Annotated in this window: 23 protein-coding genes; 18 read left to right on the top strand and 5 right to left on the bottom strand. The window is 72.7% G+C overall.

Translation table 11 applies throughout. The features are described 5' to 3' along the window. Positions 1–131 precede the first annotated feature (131 nt). Together STTU_RS16515 and STTU_RS16510 are read left to right on the top strand one after the other, a co-directional pair. A complete protein-coding gene (locus STTU_RS16515; protein ID WP_234019247.1) occupies positions 132–1,001 on the top strand; it encodes a hypothetical protein in 870 nt (289 codons plus the stop codon). Further along, complete coding sequence (locus STTU_RS16510; RefSeq protein ID WP_043255417.1) at positions 998–1,228, top strand: MerR family transcriptional regulator; 231 nt, start codon at positions 998–1,000, stop codon at positions 1,226–1,228. Before STTU_RS16515 ends, STTU_RS16510 begins: the two co-directional genes overlap by 4 nt. Positions 1,229–1,389: 161 nt before the next feature. Here the strand turns inward: STTU_RS16510 and STTU_RS16505 are convergent, their stop codons facing one another. Continuing rightward, positions 1,390–1,704 (bottom strand): hypothetical protein, encoded by a 315-nt coding sequence (locus STTU_RS16505; protein WP_052862377.1) that lies wholly within the window; start codon positions 1,702–1,704, stop codon positions 1,390–1,392. Positions 1,705–2,073: 369 nt separating this feature from the next. Here STTU_RS16505 and STTU_RS16500 point away from each other — a divergent pair, with 369 nt between their 5' ends. The 4 genes from STTU_RS16500 to STTU_RS35485 all read left to right on the top strand — a co-directional run bounded on the left by STTU_RS16500 (position 2,074) and on the right by STTU_RS35485 (position 4,151). After that, the gene (locus tag STTU_RS16500; protein ID WP_007824850.1) at positions 2,074–2,484 is read left to right on the top strand and encodes a hypothetical protein; all 411 of its coding nucleotides are present in this window, start codon (positions 2,074–2,076) and stop codon (positions 2,482–2,484) included. A gap of 269 nt (positions 2,485–2,753) precedes the next feature. After that, positions 2,754–3,344 carry a hypothetical protein gene (locus tag STTU_RS16495; RefSeq protein WP_007824849.1) on the top strand — a complete coding sequence of 197 codons (591 nt, stop codon included), beginning with the start codon at positions 2,754–2,756 and terminating at the stop codon, positions 3,342–3,344. Positions 3,345–3,450: 106 nt separating this feature from the next. Beyond that, positions 3,451–3,741: a hypothetical protein gene (locus tag STTU_RS16490; protein WP_007824848.1), complete on the top strand. Its 291-nt coding sequence runs from the start codon at positions 3,451–3,453 to the stop codon at positions 3,739–3,741. Between the two features lie 47 nt (positions 3,742–3,788). Then, positions 3,789–4,151: a hypothetical protein gene (locus STTU_RS35485; RefSeq protein WP_234019397.1), complete on the top strand. Its 363-nt coding sequence runs from the start codon at positions 3,789–3,791 to the stop codon at positions 4,149–4,151. 647 nt (positions 4,152–4,798) lie between these two features. Here STTU_RS35485 and STTU_RS16475 read toward each other — a convergent pair. From STTU_RS16475 to STTU_RS16465, 3 genes are all read right to left on the bottom strand, one after another. Continuing rightward, positions 4,799–5,224 carry a hypothetical protein gene (locus STTU_RS16475; protein WP_234019246.1) on the bottom strand — a complete coding sequence of 142 codons (426 nt, stop codon included), beginning with the start codon at positions 5,222–5,224 and terminating at the stop codon, positions 4,799–4,801. A gap of 125 nt (positions 5,225–5,349) precedes the next feature. Next, on the bottom strand, positions 5,350–5,781 hold the full coding sequence (locus tag STTU_RS16470) for a DUF3592 domain-containing protein (RefSeq protein WP_007824843.1): 432 nt from the start codon (positions 5,779–5,781) through the stop codon (positions 5,350–5,352). Positions 5,782–6,131: 350 nt separating this feature from the next. Continuing rightward, a complete protein-coding gene (locus tag STTU_RS16465) occupies positions 6,132–6,515 on the bottom strand; it encodes a DUF3592 domain-containing protein (RefSeq protein ID WP_043255411.1) in 384 nt (127 codons plus the stop codon). Positions 6,516–6,583: 68 nt separating this feature from the next. Here STTU_RS16465 and STTU_RS16460 point away from each other — a divergent pair, with 68 nt between their 5' ends. The 12 genes from STTU_RS16460 (at position 6,584) to STTU_RS16405 (ending at position 17,964) form a co-directional block, all read left to right on the top strand. Beyond that, positions 6,584–7,381 (top strand): hypothetical protein, encoded by a 798-nt coding sequence (locus STTU_RS16460; RefSeq protein ID WP_007824838.1) that lies wholly within the window; start codon positions 6,584–6,586, stop codon positions 7,379–7,381. A gap of 15 nt (positions 7,382–7,396) precedes the next feature. Beyond that, the gene (locus tag STTU_RS16455) at positions 7,397–8,590 is read left to right on the top strand and encodes a hypothetical protein (RefSeq protein WP_007824836.1); all 1,194 of its coding nucleotides are present in this window, start codon (positions 7,397–7,399) and stop codon (positions 8,588–8,590) included. Further along, on the top strand, positions 8,587–9,858 hold the full coding sequence (locus tag STTU_RS16450) for a hypothetical protein (RefSeq protein ID WP_043255408.1): 1,272 nt from the start codon (positions 8,587–8,589) through the stop codon (positions 9,856–9,858). Before STTU_RS16455 ends, STTU_RS16450 begins: the two co-directional genes overlap by 4 nt. 97 nt (positions 9,859–9,955) lie before the next feature. Beyond that, entirely contained in the window at positions 9,956–10,963 is a 1,008-nt protein-coding gene (locus STTU_RS16445; protein ID WP_007824832.1) for a phage distal tail protein, read from the top strand. Between the two features lie 60 nt (positions 10,964–11,023). Beyond that, positions 11,024–12,229 (top strand): hypothetical protein, encoded by a 1,206-nt coding sequence (locus STTU_RS16440; protein ID WP_007824830.1) that lies wholly within the window; start codon positions 11,024–11,026, stop codon positions 12,227–12,229. A gap of 13 nt (positions 12,230–12,242) precedes the next feature. After that, positions 12,243–13,367 (top strand): hypothetical protein, encoded by a 1,125-nt coding sequence (locus tag STTU_RS16435; protein ID WP_007824828.1) that lies wholly within the window; start codon positions 12,243–12,245, stop codon positions 13,365–13,367. Between the two features lie 3 nt (positions 13,368–13,370). Next, the gene (locus tag STTU_RS16430) at positions 13,371–14,105 is read left to right on the top strand and encodes a hypothetical protein (protein WP_007824826.1); all 735 of its coding nucleotides are present in this window, start codon (positions 13,371–13,373) and stop codon (positions 14,103–14,105) included. Positions 14,106–14,167: 62 nt separating this feature from the next. Further along, positions 14,168–15,613, top strand: coding sequence for a hypothetical protein (locus STTU_RS16425; protein ID WP_007824823.1), 1,446 nt, complete (start codon positions 14,168–14,170; stop codon positions 15,611–15,613). A gap of 32 nt (positions 15,614–15,645) precedes the next feature. Further along, complete coding sequence (locus STTU_RS16420; RefSeq protein ID WP_007824822.1) at positions 15,646–16,509, top strand: peptidoglycan-binding protein; 864 nt, start codon at positions 15,646–15,648, stop codon at positions 16,507–16,509. Positions 16,510–16,542: 33 nt separating this feature from the next. Beyond that, complete coding sequence (locus tag STTU_RS16415; protein WP_007824821.1) at positions 16,543–16,779, top strand: hypothetical protein; 237 nt, start codon at positions 16,543–16,545, stop codon at positions 16,777–16,779. Beyond that, positions 16,776–17,039, top strand: a complete 264-nt coding sequence (locus tag STTU_RS16410; protein WP_009067215.1) for a hypothetical protein — start codon at positions 16,776–16,778, stop codon at positions 17,037–17,039. The genes STTU_RS16415 and STTU_RS16410 overlap by 4 nt, the downstream gene beginning before the upstream one ends. A gap of 73 nt (positions 17,040–17,112) precedes the next feature. After that, positions 17,113–17,964, top strand: coding sequence for a peptidoglycan-binding protein (locus STTU_RS16405; RefSeq protein ID WP_007824817.1), 852 nt, complete (start codon positions 17,113–17,115; stop codon positions 17,962–17,964). A gap of 210 nt (positions 17,965–18,174) precedes the next feature. On the opposite strand, the gene STTU_RS16400 is transcribed toward STTU_RS16405, so the two are convergent. Beyond that, entirely contained in the window at positions 18,175–18,402 is a 228-nt protein-coding gene (locus STTU_RS16400) for a hypothetical protein (protein WP_007824816.1), read from the bottom strand. Between the last annotated feature and the right edge of the window lie 12 nt (positions 18,403–18,414).

Raw genomic sequence — 18,414 nt, 5'->3', positions numbered from 1 at the left:
CCGCGTCACGCTCGCGGCGCCCCGTTCCGCCCGGCCCCGTACGCGTACCGCGCTCGCGGGGCCCCCACGTGCCCCGCCCCGGGCCCGTACCGCCCCCGTGTCCTCACCACCCGCAGCAGAAGGGACCCGCGATGAGTGGGAAGAACAGCCGCAGCGCGACCGCCCCGGCGGGTGTGTCGCCCGAACCCCCGCGCGCGCCGCGCCGGCCGTCGCGCATGGCGCCGGACCCCCACCCCGCGCCGAACCCCCTTTCCGCATCGGCACCGCACCCCGCGCCGAACCCCCTTTCCGCCTCGGCGCCCCACCCCGCACCCGACGCCTCCGAGGACGCCGCCGCCTTCGTGCGCGACGCCACGCTCTGGGCGGCCCTGCTCGCCCGCCAACTCCCCGATCTGGTCGAGGAACTGGCCCCTTCCGCGGGTGCCCGCCCCGCGTCCGCGCCGCGCGCCCCCGGCCCCGCCGAGCGCGCCGCCCGCGCCGCGCTGCTCGCCGTCGAGCGCGCCGAGGCGCTGCGCAACGAGCAGCACCACGGCCTCGCCGTGCCCGGACACGGAGCCGCCCCCATCCGCCTCCACGTCTCCGACGCGCTGCGCGACATCGGCGACGGCGTGACCGAGCTGGAGGAGGCGCTGTTCGAACGGCTCGGGCACGGGCGGCCACGCCGCGCCCCCGTCGCCGAGCGCCTGACGCGGATCGCCGCGCTCCTCGGCCGTACCGCGGCCGACCCGACCCTCGCCCGGCACGCCCGCGACGAACTGCGGCGCATGGCGCGGCGCTGCGCCCGCGCGCTCGGCGAGACCGAGGAGATGGTGCGGCTCCCCGGCCGCTGCCCCTGGTGCGACTCCGTCTCGCTGCGCGTCTTCCCCGAGCGGGACGCCGTCCTGTGCGTCAACCCGGGCTGCCGCTGCGCCGACCCGGCGTGCGACTGCGCGAGCGACCCGGCCTTCCGGCACCTGTGGGAACGCGCCGAGTGGGACGTGACGCGGGACGGTGGGCGATGAGCCCCCGCGGCGGTGCCGCTCGTCCGGCGGCGTACGGCCTCGCGCTCGTCACGGGCGCGCTCGCGGCGCGGGAGGCCGGGGTCGTGCCGGCGACCATCAGGAAGTGGGTCCAGCTCGGGCACCTGAGCCCGGCGGACCAGCGGGGCAGGACGCACCTCTACCGCCTGGAGGACGTCTTCGCCGCCGAGCGCGCGGCGCGTGGCCGACGCCGCTCCGCGCGGGACTGAAGCCCCCGCGCACACCACAACGCCCCTGGCACGTACGGGAGTACGGGCCAGGGGCGTTCGCGTGCTCCGGCACGAGGGGGCAGCGCGCGGCCGGGGTGCCGGGGCGCTGGGCCCCGGCGGGGACCACGGGGTGCCGGGTCGCCGGAGGTGGTTCCGGGGGCTCAGAGGTGTACGGGCCCGGGGCCGGGCGCCGCACGGCGGGTGCCGGGGGCCGCCGCGCCGCGGGGGCCCGCACCGGCCGCGCGCAGGGCTCTCGCGGGCGCCGGCGCTCTCGTGGCCATCGCCTCCTGCCATCCCGTGGAGAAGCCGCGCAGCTCCGCGTCCCCCACGATCCTCGCGCCCATCTCGCCGACGACCGCCGCGAGAGTACGGGCCGTCTCGACGTTGTACTTGCCGGTACGCGCCGACTCCACGGCGACCGCGACCGCCGCCGCCGTCACATCCGCGAGCTGTTCCCGCGCCCCACCGGTCACCACGATCGTTCACCGCCGGTGACCGGCCTCCGTTCGCCGTTCCTCGTCACGAACCCACCGTCCTTACGCCTGCGGCCGTTACGCCGCACTTCGCAGCCGTTCGAATCAATGTTCGAATCGAGCGTTCAGCGTAACGCAGCCGCCGGGCGAACGTCTGTCATATGACCCGGCGACACTCCGCGACCGGCGCGACGCCCCTCCCGCAGGAAGTTGGTTGCGCGCACGCAATTCATGGATCACTATGAGTGCAGCGGCGGAGCTGTGCCCACCTCCCTCCGGGGGCCCGGCTCCGCCGCTGTCGTGTCCCGCGTCCTTACGGGCCCGCGCCGGGACTCCCTCTGTCCCCGGCCCGTACTCGATAGGAGTGACCCCATGCCCACTTCCGCGCCGGGGTTCTTCCCGGACGTCCAGGCGATCGTGCGGGACCTGCTCAAGAAGCGGCCCGAAGTCGCCGAGGCGTACGTGGACGACGCCCCGCCGGACGGTTTCGACGGCACCCAGCTCGCCGTGCTCGTCTCGCGGATGGGCGGCGCCTGGGTCGACGACCTGCACGTCGACCAGCCGCTCATCCAACTGGAGGTCTACGGGCCGACGAAGTCGCAGGCCCACGCCCTCGCCAACGCCGCCCGCGCCACCCTGCTCGCCGCGACAGGCACCGTCTTCGGCACCTCGTTCATCGGCGAGGTGACCGAGGAGGACGGCCCGCGCTGGCTGCCCGACTACATCTACGCGGGCGCCAACCGCTACGTCTGCATCCTGCGCATGGCGGTCCGCACGGACTGAGCGCGGCGCCGGGCGCGCGGGCTGAGCGCCGCGCCAGGCGCACGGACCGAGCGCCGCGTCAGGCGTACGGACCGAGCGCGGCGCCAGGCGCACGGACCGAGCGCCGCGTCAGGCGTACGACCTGAGGGCCGCGCCTGCCGCACGCGCCGTACCGCCCCCCTGAACCGGGCCCCGCCGACCCCTCGGCGGGGCCCTCGCCGTACCCGCCCAGGGACACGGCCGCCCCCGCCTCGCCGGGGGCACTCCACCCCTCGAAAGGAAGCCAGCACATGGCCGGTAACAACTCCTCCGAGATCCGCATCGCCGGTACGGGCCGCATCCTCGTGGCCCCGGCCGGCACCCCCGCGCCGACCGAGTTCTCCGCCGACCCGGCGGCCGACTGGGACAGCAAGGTGTGGCGCGACCTCGGGTACACCTCCACCGACGGCGTGACCTTCTCCAAGAAGGACAAGCTCGACCCGGTGGAGACCTGGCAGGCGGTGAGCCCGGCGCGGTTCGTCTACTCGGACCGCGACCTGACGCTCAAGTTCGCCATGCTCCAGTTCAATGAGGACACGCTGCCGTTCTTCATGGGCGGCGACATCGTCAGCCCCGTCACGGAGAACCCGGGTGTCTTCACCTACGACGTGCCGGACGGCCCGCAGTTCGACGAGCGCGCCCTCGGCCTGGAGTTCCATGACGGCGCGGATGTCACGTACCGCTTCGTCATCCCGCGCGGCCAGGTGACGGCCTCGGACGACATCAAGCTCGTCCGCAAGTCCGCCGCCACGCTCGGCGTCACCTTCACCGCGCTCTCCTCGGGCGAGACCCAGCCGCTGGCGACCTTCGTCATGAAGGACCCGTCCTTCGCCACGGCCTGACCCGCCCGCCCGGCCCCGGCCGGGCACCCCCGGGGGTGCCGGTGCCGCCGCGCGCGGCCCGGCACCCCCGTACCCGTACCACCCACTCCCCCTGAACGGAGACCCCATGGCCCCCTTCGACGTCAACGCCGCCCGTGCCCAGCGCATGGAGGCCCTCGGCCACGACTGGTCCTTCGCCCTCGACGGCGAGACCTTCCGGCTGCCGACCGAGCTGAGCCGCGCGACCGCCCGCGGGCTGCGCGCGCTCGACGACAACGACGTGGACGGTCTGCTCGAACTCCTCCTCGGCAAGGAGCAGTTCGCGCGCTTCGCCCGGCTCGACCTCACGATGCAGGACATCGCGGCGATCCTCGACGCCTACGGCAAGGAGACCGGGCTCGGCCTGGGGGAAGACTGAGCCTCGACGCGTTCGCCGAAGAACACGCCGAGGCTCTCGAAGCCGATCTGCTCCGCCACTTCGGGCTCGACCTCCTCGACTGGCACCGGGGCCGCCTCACCTCGCGCCGCCTCGCCCTCCTGATCCGCCACCTCCCGCGCGACAGCGCGACGGTCCGGGCCACGGAGGGCGAGGCGGCCGAGTGGTCGGTCACCGACTACCTCCTCGCGGCGGTGGTCGACCACCTGGCCGCCGCGAACTGGATGTTCTCCCTCGTCAACAGCGACGGCGAGTCCGAACAACCGGACATGCCGGAACCGGTCCCGAGGCCGGTACGGGCGGGCACGGCGGCGGAACCGCGCTCCTTTCCCGCCCCCGAGTCCCCCGAACCACTGCCCGCTCCGCACGAGTTGAGCAGTTTCTTCCGCTGACGGGCGAAGCGGGGCCGCGCACGGCGCTCAGCTCACCAGCAGCACGACAGACCCGACGAGCGTCACCACGGCCACCACCCAGAAGCCCCGGAGCCAGTTCCTCACACGTGCGGGGTTGCGGGGCATCTGCGCACTGAAGCACCACCGTTGCGGGTCCTCGGGGTCGTAGACCACCGGCCTGTTATCCGAGGGTTCCGATGACTTGCTGGTCGACCACACCGTGACCGTCCCGGCCCCTCCCCACAGGTCGAAGCCCCACTCGACACGGAACTTCCGCCAGGACCGAACACGCCGCACCTCCCACGCGAGAGAGTGCTTCCCCCGTTCCCGCAACGGCCTCTGCTGCACAAAAGGAACACCTATATAAACCAAAACGAGAACCGAGAAGACAAAGACGAATCCACAGACAGCAAGCATTGCGGCCCTTCAATTCCGCGCGGAAGTCATCCGCTGGGTCTGAAAAGAGCGAGCGCCCCGAGGCCCGGGGGGCCCGCACCGGCTCAAGCGAAGATCAGCAGGACGGTCGCCGCGACAGCCATGACCGCCCCGAGCAGCACCACGAAGCCACCGACCGTGCGCCACCAGGGCGCGGTGAACTCCTTCAACGTCATGGCACGCCCCGGCCTGCCCGGGTGATCTCCGCCGCCCTACTGGAGTATCGAGAGTCCGATCCACGCCAACGCGAGGGGAATGAGCCCGAAAGGAGAGACGTACAGCACGCCCCACCACGGGTCGCCGCGCTTACGGTCCTCGGCCAGCTTCATGTCCCTGTGGTTTTTCGGGTCGTAGGAGAGCGTGACGCGCTCGCCTTCCCGGAAATGGCGCCGGACACCGTCCCCCTTGAGATGCGACACGATCGTGGGGTCTGCGGGTCCTCGAACATGTACGAGTACGAGTTCGCCGAGCGATCGTGCATCACCATCACGCACCGGCCCACGGTCTCCCGCCTGCGCCACCCACGCCACACCTCCCCGAGGGACAGGCAGATCCCTGTACCGATCCACACGAATCCACCGGTAAAGGCCCAGATCCTGCCCCCCCGACAGATCCAGCGCCAACTCGCTGTACAGCACTCGATACCCCTCCCCGGCCATTCCGCCCCTGGCCGACAGCGCGGCGAACCCCAGCTCACCGGCATCACGATCGCTCCCACAACGATGTATGCGGCGTCCTCTGGAACTCCCCCTCCACCGTCGCCCTACTGGAGGATCGAAAGACCTATCCACGCTTGAGCGAGGGGGATGAGCCCGAAGGGGGAGACGTACAGGACGCCCTTCCACGGATCGAGGCGTGAACGCTCCTCAGCGAGCTTCGTGTCCCTGTGGTCCTTGGGGTCGTAGGAAAGGGTGACGCTCTGCCCCTCCTTGAAGTGCCCCCGGCCGCCGCCCGACTTCACCCTGATGTGCGCCTCGACCGTGGAATCGGTCGGGTCCCTGAACAGGTACGAGTACGACCTGTCCGAAGGCCGGTACGACGAGGACACGCACTTCCCGGTGGTCTCCCGTCGGCGCCGCCCGCGCCGCACTTCCCCGAAGGACAGCAGAATCCCGAAACCGATCCACACGAATCCCCCCGTGAAGAACCAGATCCCGCTCCCCGAAAGATCCAGCGCCAACTCGCTGTACGGCACCCGATTACCCTCCCTGACCATTCCGCCCCCTGGCCGACCACGGGGCGAATCCCAGCTCACCAGCATCACGATGTCTCCTACGAGCGAGACGGGGCGGTGGGGCGAATGCCCGGAGCCGATTCCATGTGCGCGCCGTATTTGCCGGCATTCGCGTGGTGAACAGCGACGTCGCGGTTCCTCGGGTCCTCGGAGTCGTCAACCCCCGCCCTGTTCGCCGCGGTTTCGCTTGTCCGTCCGTACGCCCCCCGTCGCGACCATCCCGGCCTCGCCGCCGAGGCCGAACGCCGACGAGCTGTCAGCCGCTGTGAAGTCTCCCCGCAAGCCCGCCGGCCCGGCCTGCGCGCATCGACTCAGGCGAAGATCAGCAGGACGGTCGCCGCGACAGCCATGACCGTCCCGAGCAGCACCACAAACCCACCGACCGTGCGCCACCAGGGCGCGGTGAACTCCTTCAACGTCATGGCACGCCCCGGCCTGCCCGGGTCAAAGACGAGCGCGACCGGATCACCACGCCCCTCACCGTCGATATCCGAGAAATCCACCGTGATATGCCGCTCCGCACCGTGCGGGTCCACGTAGTGCACGACGACATCGAGCGAGCCGGTCCCGCCACTCGCACTCCCACGCTCCCCCACGACCGGCTTGCCATGCCGCTTCAGGAAATACCTCGGCAGCATCATCAAAAGCCCGATCACCGCGGCCACGACAGCAGGCGAATAGAAAAGAAAAATCACGATAAACGGCGCCTTTCCCGGCAGAGCGCCACCCTGCGGAGCCCTGTCTTCGAGAAAAGGTAACGGAGATGTCTGACGAGCAAAAGATCCGCACTCTGGAACAGAAGGTCAGCGGCCTTGAGAAAGACCTGAAGGAAACCGCCAAGAAGAGCGACATCCGCAAGGAGGCGCTGACGAGCGGTGGCGGGGACGGGCTCGCCACCACGGCCTACGTCGACGAGAAGACGAAACCGAAGGAAGCCCCCTTTGTCGGGTACGACCCGGTGGCGTCCTCCAACTTCAGCTGGACCGGCTCCGCGATGGGCACTTTCACTTCCTTCGGTGTGGGTTCGATCGCCACGGCCACGCTGGGAACGCTCATCAGCGCGTCGATCCTCCCCGCGCTTTTCTCCGGCAGCGAGATCATGGTGAAGTTCCTGGAACGTAAGGGCTTCTACCGGAACAAATACGGCTTCATCTGGAAGGAATCGGCCGCCGCGCAGGCCGAGAGGGCGAACACGCAGCACGCCCGCGACAACATCCGCACGATCGAGACGCATGTCAACGACCTGCTCGCGAAATTCACCGGCTCCGGCGAGGTCGTCACCCTGCGCGACACAGTCCGCGGACACACCGCCGACCTGGGGTCCACGGGCCGGATCGGCCGTCTGGTTCCGGTGGTGGACCGCCTCGCGCGCGAACTCCCTGCGGGTGGCCACCACACCCGGCTTCCCAGCGACGTCGACGCCCTCAACGACCGGGCACGTCGTACGCAGACCGCCGCCTCAAGCGCGAGGGGTGTCACGGGGACCGGGCGCCGCCGCCAGGACCGGGACATCGACACCCTTCGCCGACAGGTCGAGCTTCTCGTCAATGCCCTCGTCTGACAGGAATGACCACTCATGGGACTCGCCCAAGCTCTCAGCAAGGCCTCCAGCGGCCTCCAGACCTTCAAGAGAAATGTCCAGCAGGCCGAGCAGTCGGCCGGTGCGCTTTCCCGCTCCGCGCAGAACGGCGGCACCGGGCTGCGTTCGCTCAAAACCTCCGCCACCCAGTCCGCCAAGGAGCTGGGCTCCCTCAAGTCCGCCGCCGACAAGGCCGAGAAGTCCGTCACCAAGGCCGGGAAGGCCGGGCAGACGGGCGGGGCCGCGATCGGGAAGTTCCAGTCCGGGGCCGCCAAGGCGGACAAGGGCATGAAGGGGCTCAACAAGTCGATGAAGGGCAACCTCATCGGCGTGCTCATGGCCCTGCTCGCCCCGCTCATCGCCAAGGTCGTCGACATGGCGGCCCAGTCGAAGACCATGCAGAAGGTGCTCAAGGCCGCCTTCAGCGCCATCCGCACCGTCATCAGCGCCGTCATGAAGGCCGTCGGCCCGATCATGAAGGCCGCCGGTGACCTCATGAAGAAGGTGTGGAACGGCATCAAGACCGCCGTCTCCACCGTCGTCAAAGCCGTCGCCACCGTCGTCAAGACGTACTTCAACATCTGGAAAACCGTCATCACGACGGCGATGAAGGCCATCAAGAGCGTCGTCACGTCCGTCTGGAACGGCGTCAAGGCCGTCATCTCGCCGGTCGTGAACTGGATCCGCAACACCGTCCCGGCCGCCTTCACCGCCGTGCGCAGCAAGCTCTCCAGCGCCTGGAGCGGCCTCAAGTCGATCGCGAGCAACGCCTTCGGCGCCATCAAGGGCGCGGTGAGCGGGCCGGTCAACGCGGTGATCGGGCTCATCAACTCGGCGATCGGCCGCCTCAACGGCATCCGCGTCTCGGTCCCGGGCTGGGTGCCCGTCGTCGGCGGCAAGTCCTTCGGCATCCACCTGCCGACGATCCCGCGCCTCGCCCAGGGCGGCATCGTCCAGCCCCGCTCAGGCGGCGTGCACACGATCCTCGCCGAGGCCGGTGAGGCCGAGGCCGTCCTGCCGCTCTCCAAGCTGAGCCGGCTGCTCGGGCACTCGACCCGCGCCGGGGTCCTCGGCACGGGCGCGGCGGCGAGCGACGGCGGCTTCTACATCGAGCAGTACTACGAGGCGAACACCGGGAGCCTCCAGGACACCGCCTCCGCGCTGCTCTTCCTGTCGAAGGCGCGCGGATGACGAGCCGCCTCGCCGACCCGCTCGCGGGCATCGCGGGACCGCTCGGCTCCTTCCTCGGCAACGCCTCCTCGGCGGGCGGCGCGGCCCGGCGCCTGACGACCGCGCTGACCCGTACCGGCGCCTCGGTCGACGCCGTACGGACGCGGGCCAACGAGGCGACGGGCGGGGTGCGTTCCGTCTCCGCGCCCGCCACGAGGACGGCGGCGGCCCTGCGCGGGACCGGCGCGTCGGCCGGTTCGGCCGCCGGCCGCATCCGCTCCGGCGCCACCCGCGTCCGCACCCCCCTCGCTGCCCTCGGCGCCCTCGCGGCCGGGGCCGGGCTCTTCGGCTCGGCGACCGGCCTGCTCGGCTCGGCGACGCCCCAAGTCACCAAGTTCATGACGCTGTTCGGGACCGCCCTCACCGTCGGCTCGGTCGCGATGACCGCGATCAACACCGTCATGAAGGCGAACCCGCTCGGCTTCCTGCTCGGCGTCGTCGCCCCGCTCGGCGCGCTGATCATCGAGTACGCGCTCAACTCCGAGACCGGGCAACGGATCGTCCAGCAGGTGTTCGACGCGGCCCTCGAAGCGTTCCGGGCCGTGAGCGCGTTCATGCTGCCGCTCATCAGCGGCTGGGGCGAGACGATCGGGAACGTCTTCGCGGGGATACGGGACACGACGAGCGCCGTGCTCAAGGCGATCGGCGGTCCGCTCGGCACCGCCTTCCGTACCGCGCAGAGCACCGTGTCGACCGCGAGCCGCGCCCTGACCGCGCTCGCCAGGGCCCCGTTCGCCGCGCTCAAGGACGCCGTGCGACCCGTACTCGACTGGCTCCGCTCCAAGCTCCCCGGCGCCTTCACGCGCGTCCGCGACGCGATGACGAAGACGCTGCGCGGCATGGGCGGCTTCCTCGCCACCGGCATCCAGACCGTCGCCGGAGTCATCACCGGGCCCGTCAAGGGCCTCATCGCCTTCGCGAACTGGATCATCGACGGCCTCAACCACCTGAGCTTCAGCTTCTTCGGCAAGAAGTTCGGCGTCCACCTCTCGAAGATCCCCATGCTCGCCGAGGGCGGCATCGTCCAGCCCGCCGCGAGCCCCGGCGCCGCCGCCGTCCGCCCGCTCGCCGCCCTCGCCCGCCTGCTGCCCGCGCCCGCCCCCGCCACCACCGGGCCCGCCCTCTTCGCCGGCCGCCCCGGGGTCCGCGTCTACGCCGAGCGCCCCGGCAGCAGCCCGCTCACCGTCGCCGACGACCTCCTCTTCCTGCGGGCCTCGGCAGCGGCCTGACCCGCCCGGCGGGCGGCCCGAGCGGCCCCGTACCGCTCACCCGCCCGACGCGGCCCCGCCCCCGTACCGCTCCGACCCGTAACGAGGTGACGGCCCCATGGCCGAGACCACACCCCTCCTCCCGCTCGTCGAGAACCCGGCCGGTCCGGCCGAGGCGAACCCCGCCGACCAGGCGGCAGGCGCCCCCGACCCCACCGCCGACCTCGCCCCCGGCTCCCTCATCACCCGCGACGGACAACTCCAGTTCGGCGGGCTGCTCCTGGGCGAGGGCACCCCCTACCCCGTCGACCGCTCCGGCCTCACCGGCTGGGACGACCTGCCCGAACTCGACCTCGGCGACGTGCTCCGCCCCGACCAGCACGGCGCCTGGCCCGGCGACCGCTGGGCCCAGTCGCGCCTCGTCGGCGCCACGCTGTGGCTCGCGCCCCCGGCGGGCACCGCGCCGCTCGCCCATGCGCGGACCCTGCGCGCCGCGACCGGGCCCGACGGCGGCGAACGCTGGCTCGCCGTACGGCTGCTCGGCGAGACGCTCGCGGTACGGGCCAGGGTCAGCCGCCGGGTCGTCCCGCAGGACCGCGGCTACGCCACCCAGGGCGTCGCCAAGCTCAGCCTCCAGTGGACCGCGACCGACCCGCGCCGCTACGGCATCGCGCTCCACGAGGCCACCACCGGGCTGCCGAGCGCGGAGGCCGGGCTCTCCTGGGACGACGCGAACGGCCCGCACCTGAGCTGGCCGCTGGACTGGGGCAGCAGCGGCGCGGCGGGCTCCCTCACCGCGCTCAACGACGGCAGCGCCGCCGTGCGCCCGCTCGTCGAGTTCCACGGCCCCGTCCAACGGCCCTCGCTCACCCGGCTCTCGGACGGCCGCCAGCTCCAGTACGGGATCGCGCTCGGCGCGGGCGACGTGCTCACCGTCGACACACAGGCCGGCACGGTCCTCCTCAACGGCACCGCGTCCCGCCTCTACACCGCGACCCCCGACTCCGCGCCCGAGCAGCTCTTCCAGCTCGACCCCGGCACCACCGACCTCGCCTTCCGCGCCGACGACACCACCCCGGACCCGGCGGCCCGCGTCACGGTCAGGTGGCGCGACGGCCACTGGTGACGCGCGCGCCGCGCGAGAAGGCCACCCACCCCCGTACCCCGCGAACTCCCAGGAGACCCCATGCCCGTCCGCAGCGCCTGGCTCGTCAACCGCACCGACGCCGAGACCGGCCAGTCCCGTACCGACACCCGCCTCGCCCCCCTCGGCACCATGACCCCGACCAGCGGCCTCGCGAGCCGCGGCGGCATCGTCCCCGGCTCGCCGGACGGCAAGTCGCTCATGTCCGGGCTCTACGTCTTCGGCACCACCGCCGGGATGACCGCCACCATCGCCCCGGGCCGCGCCGTCGTCCAGGGCTCCGAGGCCGCCGGGGCCTACCCCGTCGTCCTCACCGACTACACCGCCCTCACCTTCGCGGACGGCGACGCCAACAACCCGCGCACCGACCTCGTCGTGCTGCGGGTCTACGACGCCCAGTTCGACAACACCGGCCGCACCGAGGCCGTGCTCGAAATCGTCCAGGGCGCCCCGGAGGCCACCCCGCGGGCCCCGCAGACCCCGCCCGCCTCGCTCCCGCTCGCCACCGTCCTCGTCCCCGCGGGCGCCTCGGTCGGCACGGGCGGTGTCAACTGGACGAGCGCCGTGACCGAGCTGCGCACCACGACCGTCGCCGTCGGCGGCATTTTGCCGCTCTACGGGGGCGCCGCCGAGCAGGGCGCCTACCCGGGCCAGTACCGGGACAGCGGCAGCCAGCTCCAGCGCTGGGACGGCACCCGCTGGCTCGGCTACCCGAGCCAGCTCGGCGGCATCGCCCCGGCCGGTCAGCTCGCCACCGGCACCTACACCGGCCAGTACCGCGACAACGCGGGCCGCCTGGAGCGCTGGAACGGCACCGCGTGGACCCTCGCGGCGCCCAGCCCGTCGTTCTCGTTCAACAACGACGGCGGCTACTGCAAGGCGACCGCGTGGACCGAGTCCCTCACCGACACCAACGGCCCGACCGTCACCACGACCTTCACGGCGCCCCCGTCCGGGAAGATCCTCGTCACCGTCGGCTACCAGGGGCGCTCCTCGGTGGACGGCGGCTGGGGCCGGATGACCATCAACCTGCGCAAGGACGGCGCGCTGATACTCGGCGCCCCGACCGACGAGACCCGCTGCGCGACCACCGCGGGGCGCGACATGCAGTCGGTCAGCACGACCTTCCAGATCACCGGGCTCGTCGCGGGCGCCACCTACGCGGCGGTCTCCGCGTACTGCGCCAGCGCCACGACCAACAGCCACTGGTTCGACAACCGCTTCGTCCGCGTCGACCCCGTCTTCTAGAAGGAGCCGCCGCGTGCCGAGTTCCCCGCGTACCGCGTACGCGCCCCTCACCCCCGTCTACCGGGCCGTCTTCTGCGATCTGCGCACCGACCAGGTCATCGACGTATTGCCCCTGACGGACACCAAGTTCGACGACTACATAGGCAAGGCCGGCTCGCTCTCGGCGACCGTCCCGCTCCCCGACGCCGCGCTCGCCGCGCGCGCCCGGACGGCACTCGTGCCCGGACGCACGGCGGTGTGGCTGGAGCGGGACGGGGACATCTGGTGGGGCGGGGTGCTGTGGACCCGTACCCCCTCCAGCGACGAACGAGGCCGCGTCCAGGTCGAGTTCCAGGCCGGCACCTTCGACTCGTACCTCGATCACCGCATTCTCGCGCACGACTTCACCGCGACGGCGACCGAGCAGTTCGACCTCGCGCGGATGCTCGTCGCGCACGCGCAGGAGCAGCCGGGCGGCGACATCGGCATCCAGCTCGGCAGCGAGGTCTCCGGGATCGCGCGCGATGCCTCCTTCGCCGCCTCCGGGCTCACCCGTATCCGCGAACTCCTCGACCAGATCGCGCAGTTCGACAGCGGCTTCGAGTGGCGGGTGCGCTGCTACCGGGACGCCGAGGGGCGCCGCGCCAAGCGCCTCCAGCTCGGCCACCCGGTCATCAGCGGCAGCGCCGAGGACCTCGTCCTCGACCACCCCGGCCAGGTGCTCACCTACAGCCTCCCGGCCGACTCGACCGTGCAGGCCGACGTGTGGGTGGCGCGCGGGGACTCGCCCAACGCCGACCAGGCCGAGGAGTCCCAGCCGCTCACCGTCTCGGTCGAGTCCCCGGAGGACCTCGCGGCCGGCTGGCCGCGCCTGGAGTCCACCTCGGACCACAGCGGGGTCACCGACCCGGCCGTCCTGCGCTCCCTCGCCCAGGCCCAGCTCGCCCGGCAGCGCATGCCCGAGGTGATCCCGGAGATCACCGTGCGGCTCGACGGGCGGATCTCGCCCGCGCTGCTCGGCGCGAACGTGCGCCTGCGGCTGCGCGACCTGTGGCACCAGGAGCCGGAGGAGGAGCGCTTCCGCGTCGTCGGCATCGCGATCGAACCGCCCCAGCGCGCCAAGGCCGAGACGGCGACGCTCTACCTCGAAGGGATGTGAGACATGGCCACCGTCCCCACCGATCTCCTCGACCGCATCAGGGAGATCGAGCGCCGGGTGCGCGGTCTCATGGCGAGTGCCAACAGCAGCCCGCCGATGAACCAGGTCGGCAACGGAGACATCGTCGTCGGCGACCAGGGCCGCATCCGGGCCCGCACCTCGCTCGGCGAGGACCTGTTCCTCGTCGGGCGCGTCGAGCCGGACCGCGACACCGAGGCCAAGCGGTACCAGCAGGGCCTGACGCTGCGCCGCGACGACGGCTCGCTCGCCCTCTCGCTGCTCACCACCGATCCCGAGAAGGCCCCGGTGCAGGCGCTGCGCGTCCTCGACCACCGGGGCAACACGGTCCTGGCCACCGACGCGGCGCGCGGCGGCCTGGGCCGCCCGTACCTGCCCTTCCCGACGCCCGTGCCGGTGGCGACGGCCGGATGGCAGTCCACCTCGGCGACGGAGTGGACGACGCTGTACGCCGGTCCCGGTTTCGCCCAGCACCCCAAGGTGTACGGGCTCGTGGCCGTCTCCGGCTCCGCGGGCGCGGCCGTCCGGCTGCTCGTCAACGGCGCCCCGGCGGGCGAGGAGCAGCGGGTGACGGGCGCGGCGGGCCAGAGCGTGACGCTCCTCGCCGACCTCCCCGGTTCCTTCGGCGACATCGTCGCCTTCGAGATCCAGGCGAAGGTCGCGACGACGGGCGACACGGTCGCCTGCCAGCCGCGGGGCCTGTACGGCGTGCAGTCCTGAGCGGGAACACCGCCCCGCCCCGCTCCCCTTCTCCCGCTTCCCTCACCACCAACGGAGTTCTCGTGCTGCCCGAATCCATCCCCACCGTCCGGCTCACCGCCCGGTACCTCGGCCTCGACGGCCACCCGCTGGGCGGGAGCGTCGTCTTCCAGCCGCCCGCGCTGCTGACCCACTCCGCCGCCGACCTCTTCGTGGGCGGGCCGACCACGGCCGCGCTCGACGCCGAGGGACGGCTCGACGTGACCCTCCCGGCCACCGACGCCGAGGGGTGGAACCCGTACGGCTGGACGTACACCGTCACCGAGCGCCTGACCGGCGCGGGGCGCCCGCGCACCTACCACATCGCGCTCGCCGCCGCCGTGCCCGAGGTGGACCTCGCCGACCTCGCCCCCGCCGACCCGGCGGGCACCCAGTACGTCACCGTGCCGGGACCGGCGGGGCCGCCCGGTGAACCGGGGCCGCAGGGGCCGGCCGGTCCGGTGCGGTCCGTCAACGGCCGCACCGAGACCGATGTCGTCCTCGACGCGGCCGACCTCGGCGCCGTCGCCGCCTCGGCCGTCGGCGCGGCCGGCGGGGTCGCCCAGCTCGACACCACGGGCAAGGTCCCGGCCGCGCAGCTCCCGGCGGGCGGCGCCGGGGTCGCCTCCGTCAACGGCAGGACGGGGGACGTCGTGCTCGCCGCCGCGGACCTCGGCGCGCTCACCCGCACCGACGCCGACGCCCGCTACCTGACGCCGGGCTCGGCGCCCGTCGTCTCGGTCAACGGGCAGACCGGAGCCGTCGTCCTCGCCGCCGCCGACCTCGGCGCCGTCACCGCCGACGAGGCGGTCCTCCTCACCGGCAACCAGACCGTCGCCGGGAGCAAGACCTTCTCCGCCGCCCCCGCCACGACCGCCGACCCGACGAGCCCCAACCACCTCGTGCGCCGCTCGTACGTCGAGTCCGTCACCGCCTCCGGGGTCTGGACACCGGCCGCCGTCGGCTTCAAGGCGTGGGCCTACGACCCGGCGACGTCCTCCGCCTCCAGCGCGCAGTACTGCATCAACGGCAACGTCTACCTCATCGGCATCCCGCTCACGAGCGGCGGGACGATCACCAACGTCTGCTTCTACGTGCCCGGTTACGCGGGCGGAGCGCTCGCGGCCACCTCGTACGCGGGCCTGTACACGAGCGCCGGCACACGCGTCGGGGTCACGGGCACGCTCGACAAGCTGATCACCAAGACCTCCGGCGCCACCTTCGTCCTCAAGCTCACCACCGCCTACACCGCCCTCGCGGGCAACTACTGGGTGGCGCTGCTCGTCAACGGGCCCGACCCCAAGGGGAACGGCCCCGCCTTCCTCGTCGGCGCCAGCATGGGCGACCGGCCCGGTGGCGGCGCCTCCATGCCGAACGCCTTCCAGCGGTACGGGCGGCTGACGGCCACGGGGCAGACCTCGCTGCCGACGAGCTTCACCCCCTCCACGATCATCCCGGACGCCAACGCGATCTGGGCCGCGGTCTCCTGACCGCCTCCCCTCCTCCGGAAGGAACCACCACCATGGCCACCCCTCTCACCGCCGACGCCCTCCTCACCGCCCTGCGCGGCGAGGGCGTCACCGCCGTCGAGTACGGCGACTGGCGCACCCACAACCGCAACGCCGTGGGCGCCTGGGGCCCCGTCAACGGCGTCATCGTCCACCACACCGTCACCTCGGGCACCGACGCCTCGGTCGCCTACTGCTACACCGGCGACTCGGCCCTGCCGGGGCCGCTGTGCCACGGCGTCATCCCGAAGGACGGCAGCGTCCACCTCGTCGGCAACGGGCGCGCCAACCACGCCGGTTCGGGCGACCCCGACGTACTCGCCGCGGTCATCGCGGAGACCCCGCTGCCCGCTCCGGACCAGACCGGCGCCGACGGCAACACGCGCTTCTACGGATTCGAGTGCGTCAACCTCGGCGACGGCTCCGACCCGTGGCCCGAGGCCCAGCTCGAAGGCATCGCCCGCGCCTGCGCCGCGATCTGCCGCGCGCACGGCTGGACCGCCGCCTCCGTCATCGGCCACCTGGAGTGGACCAACCAGAAGATCGACCCCAAGGGCTTCAGCATGGCCTCGATGCGCGCACGGGTCGCCGCCCTGCTCGCCGCGGCGCCCGGCAGCGACGCCACCCGGTACCAGCCCTTCCCGGGCGACGCCTTCTTCCGCGCCGCGCCGAAGTCCACGATCGTCGCCGCGATGGGCGGCCGGCTCGTCGCCGAGGGCTGCTCCGCGTACACCGAGGGCCCCGGCCCGCAGTGGAGCGAGGCCGACCGCGCCTCGTACGCGAAGTGGCAGACCAAGCTCGGCTACACCGGCGCGGACGCGGACGGCTGGCCGGGGGCGGGCTCCTGGAACGCGCTCAAGGTCCCGTACACGGCCTGACACCACCTCGGAAAGACACCGGAGGACACGCGCATGACCCCCACCACCACCCGTGCCCTGCGTACGGTCGTCCAGACTGCCGTGGGGCTGCTCCTCGCACTGCCCGCACTCGTGGACAGCGGCTCGCTGCCCCGTTCCCTGCCCTGGGTGGGCGGGGCGCTCGCCGTCTCGGGGGTGCTCGCCAGGATCATGGCGGTGCCCGCCGTGCAGGCGGTGCTGCCCGGCTGGCTGCGCACGGGCCGGGACGACGAGGTACGGGGCCGGTCGTGACCCCGACCGACGCGAACGACCCGGTCGCCGTGGCCCGCGAGCTGGAGCGGTTGCGCGGCACGATGGAAGCCGGCTTCGCGCGCGTCGACGGCTCCCTCGCGCTCGTCGTCCAGCGCAACGACCAGACCGACCGGCAGCTCCTCGACCACGAGGCCCGCATCGACGCCCTCGAACGCGCCCGCTGGCCGCTGGCCAGCATCGCCGCGCTCACCGGGGTCTTCGCCGCCGCCCTCACGCTCTGGCAGTTCGCCGCCCGCTGAGCCCCGCCCCCGAAGGGGCCGCCCGCACCACGCGTGCGGGCGGCCCCTTTCCCGTACCTCCTCAGGAGCCCCCATGGCCACCCCGCTCTCCGCCGCCGCCCTGCTCACCGCCCTGCGCGCCGAAGGCGTCAGTGTCGTCGAGCACCCCGGCTGGCGCACCCACAACCGCAACACGAAGGGCCCCTGGGGGCCCGTCAACGGCGTCATGATCCACCACACCGTCACCTCGGGCACCGCCGCGACCGTCGCGCTGTGCTCCGCCGGACGGTCCGACCTGCCCGGTCCGCTGTGCCACGGCGTCATCGCCAAGGACGGCATGGTGCACCTGGTCGGCAACGGCCGCGCCAACCACGCCGGTTCGGGCGACTCGGCGGTGCTCGCCGCCGTCGTCGCCGAGCGCGCGCTGCCCGCGCCGCACCGCCAGGACACCGACGGCAACACCCGCTTCTACGGCTTCGAGTGCGAGAACCTCGGCAACGGCAAGGACCCCTGGCCCGAGGCCCAGCTCACCGCGATCGCCCGCGTCTCCGCCGCGCTCTGCCGCGCGCACGGCTGGGGCGCGGCCTCCGTCATCGGCCACCGCGAGTGGACGAACCAGAAGATCGACCCGGCAGGCTTCACCATGGCCTCGCTCCGCTCCCGCGTCGCCGCACTGCTCGCGCGGAGGACCGCGCCCGCCCTGGCTCCCTTCCCCGGCGCCGACTGGTTCCACAAGGCCCCGAAGTCCGCGCTCGTCACGGCGATGGGCCGCCGCCTCGTCGCCGAGGGCTGCTCCGCGTACGCCGAGGGCCCCGGCCCCCAGTGGACGGCCGCCGACCGCGCCTCGTACGCGAAGTGGCAGCGCAAGCTCGGCTACACCGGCGCCGACGCGGACGGCTGGCCGGGGGCGGCTTCGTGGCGGGCGTTGAAGGTGCCGGGGGTGTGAGAGGGGGGCGGGACCGCCGTCTGCCGGGGGCCGCGAACGCGGGACCGCGGGAGGGGGCGAGGGTGCTCGGGCGGGTGGGTACGGCTCCGTACCGGGCCCGCCGCGCCGATTCGCCGCAGCTCCGCCTTCACCCCCGGCGCCCGCGCCGGGGGCCCGCCCCGCCCCCGGTGGCTTGTCGGCATCCGCTCAACGGCTCACGGGCTCTCCCGCTCACTCGCGAGTGCCGTGGCGGTTCGTGTCGCGTTCCTTCTCGTGGTCCTCGCGGACGCGGCCCGCGTAGTCGTCGAACTTGTCGCGGGCCTCCAGCATGGCCTTGTAGTCGTGGCCGTGGTCGCGCGTGTTCGCCTTCTCCTGGTCGCGTCGCCGCAGGATGTGCAGCTCGTCCCGGGCCGCTTCGATGGCCTTCTCGAGGTTCTTCTCGCGCTGCGTGTCAGGCATGGCTCAACCCCT

Source organism: Streptomyces sp. Tu6071, assembly GCF_000213055.1.
GTDB lineage: Bacteria > Actinomycetota > Actinomycetes > Streptomycetales > Streptomycetaceae > Streptomyces > Streptomyces evansiae.
This window is presented reverse-complemented; position numbering and strand designations above follow the sequence as displayed.

Excerpts from the sequence above, each read along its gene's own strand:
- STTU_RS16460 (WP_007824838.1), top strand. The coding sequence starts at position 6,584 with ATGTCTGACGAGCAAAAGATCCGCACTCTGGAACAGAAGGTCAGCGGC.
- STTU_RS16445 (WP_007824832.1), top strand. The coding sequence starts at position 9,956 with ATGGCCGAGACCACACCCCTCCTCCCGCTCGTCGAGAACCCGGCCGGT.
- STTU_RS16440 (WP_007824830.1), top strand. The coding sequence starts at position 11,024 with ATGCCCGTCCGCAGCGCCTGGCTCGTCAACCGCACCGACGCCGAGACC.
- STTU_RS16495 (WP_007824849.1), top strand. The coding sequence starts at position 2,754 with ATGGCCGGTAACAACTCCTCCGAGATCCGCATCGCCGGTACGGGCCGC.
- STTU_RS16515 (WP_234019247.1), top strand. The coding sequence starts at position 132 with ATGAGTGGGAAGAACAGCCGCAGCGCGACCGCCCCGGCGGGTGTGTCG.
- STTU_RS16455 (WP_007824836.1), top strand. The coding sequence starts at position 7,397 with ATGGGACTCGCCCAAGCTCTCAGCAAGGCCTCCAGCGGCCTCCAGACC.
- STTU_RS16450 (WP_043255408.1), top strand. The coding sequence starts at position 8,587 with ATGACGAGCCGCCTCGCCGACCCGCTCGCGGGCATCGCGGGACCGCTC.
- STTU_RS16510 (WP_043255417.1), top strand. The coding sequence starts at position 998 with ATGAGCCCCCGCGGCGGTGCCGCTCGTCCGGCGGCGTACGGCCTCGCG.
- STTU_RS16500 (WP_007824850.1), top strand. The coding sequence starts at position 2,074 with ATGCCCACTTCCGCGCCGGGGTTCTTCCCGGACGTCCAGGCGATCGTG.
- STTU_RS16490 (WP_007824848.1), top strand. The coding sequence starts at position 3,451 with ATGGCCCCCTTCGACGTCAACGCCGCCCGTGCCCAGCGCATGGAGGCC.
- STTU_RS16400 (WP_007824816.1), bottom strand. The coding sequence starts at position 18,402 with ATGCCTGACACGCAGCGCGAGAAGAACCTCGAGAAGGCCATCGAAGCG.
- STTU_RS16405 (WP_007824817.1), top strand. The coding sequence starts at position 17,113 with ATGGCCACCCCGCTCTCCGCCGCCGCCCTGCTCACCGCCCTGCGCGCC.
- STTU_RS16415 (WP_007824821.1), top strand. The coding sequence starts at position 16,543 with ATGACCCCCACCACCACCCGTGCCCTGCGTACGGTCGTCCAGACTGCC.
- STTU_RS16420 (WP_007824822.1), top strand. The coding sequence starts at position 15,646 with ATGGCCACCCCTCTCACCGCCGACGCCCTCCTCACCGCCCTGCGCGGC.
- STTU_RS16430 (WP_007824826.1), top strand. The coding sequence starts at position 13,371 with ATGGCCACCGTCCCCACCGATCTCCTCGACCGCATCAGGGAGATCGAG.